This is a genomic window from Aureibaculum koreense, assembly GCF_034296135.1.
Lineage (GTDB): Bacteria > Bacteroidota > Bacteroidia > Flavobacteriales > Flavobacteriaceae > Aureibaculum.
In genome coordinates, this window is sequence record NZ_JAXKVV010000040.1 from 1 (window position 1) to 4733 (window position 4733).

Consider the following 4733-nt stretch of genomic DNA (forward strand, 5'->3'; position numbering starts at 1 on the left):
GGTATTTACGCCTTTGGTAGCATTACTATTTAACAATGCTAATTCTTTATTTCTGCCAATGGTAAAATAAGATTCGGTTACATCTAGGTTGATTAATTTAGGTTTTGGATTGTGATTAAAACGTTGTTTAATTTTCTCCCAAAGAGTTGGTGGCTCTTTTGTTACCTGGTTAATACGTTCTTGTAATTTCTTGGTAGAGATATTTGTATAAATCAATGTGGTATCATAAGACTCATGACCCAACATTTCTTTGATTTCTTCTAAGGAAGTACCCGCTGCCAAATGATGGGTTGCAAATGTATGTCGTAGTGTATGCGGATGCACCTCATCCATATTTAGCTTAGCAGTGATACGCTTTACCATTTTCCAAACCGTTTCTCTTCTAATGTGTCCGAGTTTACTATTGCTAGGAAATAAATAGACATGCGGTTTTAATTCTAATTTAGATAGATTCAAGTATTCACCTAAGACAATGTATAACCTATAAGACAATGGAATTGTTCGTGATTTTTCTTTTTCTTTTTTCTTCAATGATTTTATTCTTACAGTTCGTTGTTTGAAGTCAAAATTCTTAAGCTGTAATGAAATGGTTTCAGATACCCGCATACCACAATCAAGCATTAAGAGAATTATCAACTTGTGTTTTTTGTTTTTGACATTTGTCAGTAACTTTTGGGTTTCTGCCTTACTGATAAAATTGATAGTGTTATTCTTCATTTTCTTTTGGTTCAGTATTACTTTTAAGCAATTCTATTTTTTCTTTTAAGGCCAAAACTTCTGATTCTAAGCAGAGCTTCTTTTGTGATTTGATTTTATTTTGAAAGTTTATTATTCTTAATACTAATCCGTCAAGATTTCCCTCTAATTTTAATAGTGTATTGTGATAGGTTTCCTTAATTTTCAGGAAGGATTCTAAGTTGATTTTATTGTTTTCGAATTGAGACCTTTTCAATTCAAAGAGTTCTGTTTTGAGTTTTAAACTATTGATTTCCGTTTCTAAAGATTGTCTTTCAAAAATTAATTTTAAGTATTCATTTTCCAAGCGTATCAATTCATTGTCCAGCTGATTTTGCATGGTCACTTTCAGTTTTTCAATTTCAATACCATTCCGTAGTTTTTGTTGGTAATAGTTGCTAAAATTGGATAGTGATATACCCACATTTACACTGCTTCTATCTACATCATAATTGACCGATGGGAGTAGGTTTAACCATGCCGTACCTGTCTTTTCTTTGATTAATTTTATGAGTGTGTCCATACGCTGAGATTGATGGCTTTGGTACTGTTTTATAATGCTATCAAATTCCATTTGTCCCATACACGGAAATGAAAAGACTAAACCTAATATGACTACCGTGAACAATCTCATTTTCGTTTGTCTTTAGAAGATGTATCAAAGGCTATTAGATTAAACATTTCTCGTAATCGTGAGCGTACTCTGATGCCGTACCATGTTTCCAATTCGTTGGCATTTAAATTGGTAGTTGCATGTGTAATTACTTTTTTCTGTACCCATAAATCGTATCGACTTAAAAGGATTTCCCCTAAAACATTGCATTCATTCCCATAATGTTTTACATAGCGTTCTACACCTAAATCGTCAAAACAATATCTTCCGGCAATGCTATTCTGAATTACGGTTTCATAACCTTTTTTGTAAAAATCATAGGAAACATTTCTAGCTGGGATTATCTTATATCTTTTTTTAATTGGTAGTAAGAACTTTACCAAATTCATCAATGAAGTTTTACCACATCCGATAGGACCCGTGAGTAAGATCCCTTTATTAATATCCATATTGTTTGCTAAACAGCTATGTTCATCACCAATTATATAAATAACCAATTTGTAAATGATATATTTATCTGCCTGGTCTAGCTTGAAATGATTGCCGTAGCAAAGTTTTCCTTTGGTTTCAAGGAAGTTCAGGACTTTTTCGAAATCATAATGAATATGTTCCCCTTTTAAGATGCCGAGGATGTATTCATTTTCAGGTTCTTTTATTTTATAGAGGTTCATTGTAATTTTTATTTGTGGTTGTGTTTAAGTTGTCCCGTTTTTGAACAAGTGCTGAACTGGTCTGTTTTTGTTTGGATTCATTTGCTTTTATTATCCAATTTCTGGCCGCCGCTTTCCAGTCTTTCATATCGGTTTTTCCACCCACTTTCCAACCATTGGATTCGTAGTAATTGAAAAACTTCTCCGCTTCGGTTTTTGAATTTTCATTTCGATTCTGTTCAGTGCACGCTATTAAAAAAAATGAATTAACCTCTTCTAAATTTTGTGGTTGCCGTTTGTATTTATAATGTTTATTGTTTGTATTTGTTTTAGAAGGTACTAGTGCTTGTTCATTAAACGAATTGTTGTGTGCTAGAGCTTGTTCACTATCTGAACGGTAGTGTATCAGAGCTTGTACAGAACTTGTGTCTAAATTGAACATGTTAACTAGGCTTCCTTTGAAAGGATTGTGACTCGGTACGTACTCTAAATAGTTCCATTCGTGTAAATTTTTAATACATTTATGATACGTGGCCAGAGACCCAATTTTAGAAAGTTTCATAATTTCCTTTCTACTGATAGAGACTGGGTTTTCGAACCGATTGAGATTCCAATATTGAAATAAAGCTAAGTACATACTTACATGTGTAGGATTTAATCTATTGTCAACAACAAAGCACTCCATAGCTGCTGTTAACAGTTTGATATAGTTCATTGTTTCGAATTATGAATTCTGTTTTTTTCCAGGATTTTACAAATGTCTTCGTAATCGTAATAGAGTACCCCACCTATTTTGGTATATGGTATAGTACCATTGATGCGTAAGTTTTGTAATGTACCTGGTGATATTCCTAAGAATTCCTTAACCTCAGCGGACTTTAGCCATTTTTTGGGTATGCTTTGCGGATTGTCTTTAAGTAATGATTTGATGCCGTCGAGTAATTCTAATTTAAACTCGTGCAGATCTTCGGTTGTAATGATTGTTGCTGCCATTTGTAGAACGTGGTTTTGATTTATTTTGTGTTTCGTTCTGCAAATCTGAAGTAGTTTGATGAGATTTCATCAGAGTCCAAACCGAGTTCGGTACAATTTTAACGTTTCTATTTTTTGTTGAGTTTTATGGCAATTTGACCTCTGAAAAGAAGTGAATATTTCAGTATAGGAATTCAAAATCTAACTATTTTACAAAACAGGGTGTAAACCGAGTTCGGATTTTTTCTGAGGCTAAAAAGCATCTTCATCATCCATTTTTTTCAATAATTTCTGACCAGCTTCTTCAAAGAATTTAATACGAGAACTCTTTCGGGATTTCAATTCATTATAAGTTCGGGAAGAATTACCGGTAGGAACATTTAGAAAATTCCCCAAAACTTCAATTATTTGATTCAAATCTTTATTTCCATTGTTAAAATACCCAAGTGCTTGAAGCCCATATATCATCTCTACGAAGGCAGCATATGATCCTGTCCATACTAAATCAAGATCATTTTTTGCTCCAATAACAATATCTGAAAATTCAATTTTATTTTGTAGATATTCTGCATATAGCAACATACCTCTTAAACGTGCCCAAACGCCATCATGAGATGTACTAAATGTAGGGTTTTTATAATAAGGATAGCTTTTGACAAGCAGTCCGTTTTCAGCGTATTTACGGGTAAAATAATATTTATCAAAATGGATTAACCCCTGTTCCATATAAAAATTGAAATCTGTATTTTTATCAAAGAATTGATTGACTTTATAAATTTGATTTTGCAGAAAATCTTTTTGCTCTTCTTTTCCAATTTTTGGCAGACGTAATTCGCATGATCGTAATTCTGTGTAATAAATAAGATTGCTCATTGGTAGCACCTTCTCATTTTTAAAAAAATGAATTTCTAAATCTGAATTTTTGAAACCATTCTTTTCAATAAATTTTTGTAATTTACTAAGTGTTTTTGTGCAAAGAATACAACCAATATTAGCCTGATCTAGGTGTTTAGGAAAGTTTTTTTTAATTGCAATTAATTGCTCCTTGAATTTAATTATAATTTCTGAATATAGCATATTCTTACCTATTTAAAATTTATTAGGGGAATATGTTTTTAATTATACGATTAAACTACATTAATAATTAGCTTCACTTTCATTATTACTTCATCTATTAAATTTCATAGAGAAAATATTATATATTTAGAACCAATATCTTACAAAAGCTTCCATAGCCGCGTAATGCGATAACCCAAGTGCGTCATACAAGTCAGCTGTTTCTTTGTTTCTGTCTTCGGCACGTTGCCAAAACTCCCTGCTATCAGAACCTTGAAAAACCACACCATCTTTTTGTGATTGATGTTTAAAAATACCTTTACGTTTTTCCAGTACCTGATCTGGACCCATGGGCACCGCCATTTCAATCTCATCAATACCCCATTCTTGCCAAGCCCCTCTGTACAACCAAACCCAGCAATCTTTCATAAATTTTTTAGGTTTTAGCTCTTTAACTGCGGCAAAAACAGAATCTAAACATACTTTATGTGTTCCGTGTGGATCTGCCAGATCGCCCGCAGCATATATTTGATGTGGTTTCACTTTTTCTATCAAGTCCATGGTTATTTTAATATCCTTTTCTCCTAAAGGATTTTTCTCTATAGTACCTGTCTCATAAAACGGCAATTCCATAAAGTGGATTTGTTCATCTGGAATGCCCACGAAATGACAAGTAGCCCTTGCTTCCCCTTTTCTTATCAATCCTT

Annotated in this window: 6 protein-coding genes and 1 pseudogene; all 7 read right to left on the reverse strand. The window is 32.9% G+C overall.

Translation table 11 applies throughout. The annotated features are described in order from the left end of the window. A partial coding sequence (locus UMM65_RS17430; protein WP_321978433.1) for a tyrosine-type recombinase/integrase occupies window positions 1-717 on the reverse strand: 717 nt, incomplete at its 3' end. Continuing rightward, entirely contained in the window at window positions 707-1369 is a 663-nt protein-coding gene (locus tag UMM65_RS17435) for a hypothetical protein (protein ID WP_321978435.1), read from the reverse strand. The genes UMM65_RS17430 and UMM65_RS17435, both read right to left, overlap by 11 nt. Next, complete coding sequence (locus tag UMM65_RS17440) at window positions 1366-2019, reverse strand: P-loop NTPase family protein (RefSeq protein WP_321978436.1); 654 nt, start codon at window positions 2017-2019, stop codon at window positions 1366-1368. Before UMM65_RS17440 ends, UMM65_RS17435 begins: the two co-directional genes overlap by 4 nt. Then, entirely contained in the window at window positions 2006-2713 is a 708-nt protein-coding gene (locus UMM65_RS17445; RefSeq protein ID WP_321978438.1) for a transcriptional regulator, read from the reverse strand. The genes UMM65_RS17440 and UMM65_RS17445 overlap by 14 nt, the downstream gene beginning before the upstream one ends. Then, window positions 2710-2991: a helix-turn-helix domain-containing protein gene (locus UMM65_RS17450; RefSeq protein WP_321978440.1), complete on the reverse strand. Its 282-nt coding sequence runs from the start codon at window positions 2989-2991 to the stop codon at window positions 2710-2712. Before UMM65_RS17450 ends, UMM65_RS17445 begins: the two co-directional genes overlap by 4 nt. Window positions 2992-3222: 231 nt before the next feature. Beyond that, the gene (locus UMM65_RS17455) at window positions 3223-4047 is read right to left on the reverse strand and encodes an RteC domain-containing protein (RefSeq protein ID WP_321978442.1); all 825 of its coding nucleotides are present in this window, start codon (window positions 4045-4047) and stop codon (window positions 3223-3225) included. 126 nt (window positions 4048-4173) lie between these two features. Then, window positions 4174-4733: pseudogene (locus UMM65_RS17460) on the reverse strand (glucosamine-6-phosphate deaminase); the annotation flags it as partial.

Coding starts and splice junctions, on each gene's coding strand:
- UMM65_RS17435 (WP_321978435.1), bottom strand. CDS start 1,369: ATGAGATTGTTCACGGTAGTCATATTAGGTTTAGTCTTTTCATTTCCG.
- UMM65_RS17440 (WP_321978436.1), bottom strand. CDS start 2,019: ATGAACCTCTATAAAATAAAAGAACCTGAAAATGAATACATCCTCGGC.
- UMM65_RS17445 (WP_321978438.1), bottom strand. CDS start 2,713: ATGAACTATATCAAACTGTTAACAGCAGCTATGGAGTGCTTTGTTGTT.
- UMM65_RS17450 (WP_321978440.1), bottom strand. CDS start 2,991: ATGGCAGCAACAATCATTACAACCGAAGATCTGCACGAGTTTAAATTA.
- UMM65_RS17455 (WP_321978442.1), bottom strand. CDS start 4,047: ATGCTATATTCAGAAATTATAATTAAATTCAAGGAGCAATTAATTGCA.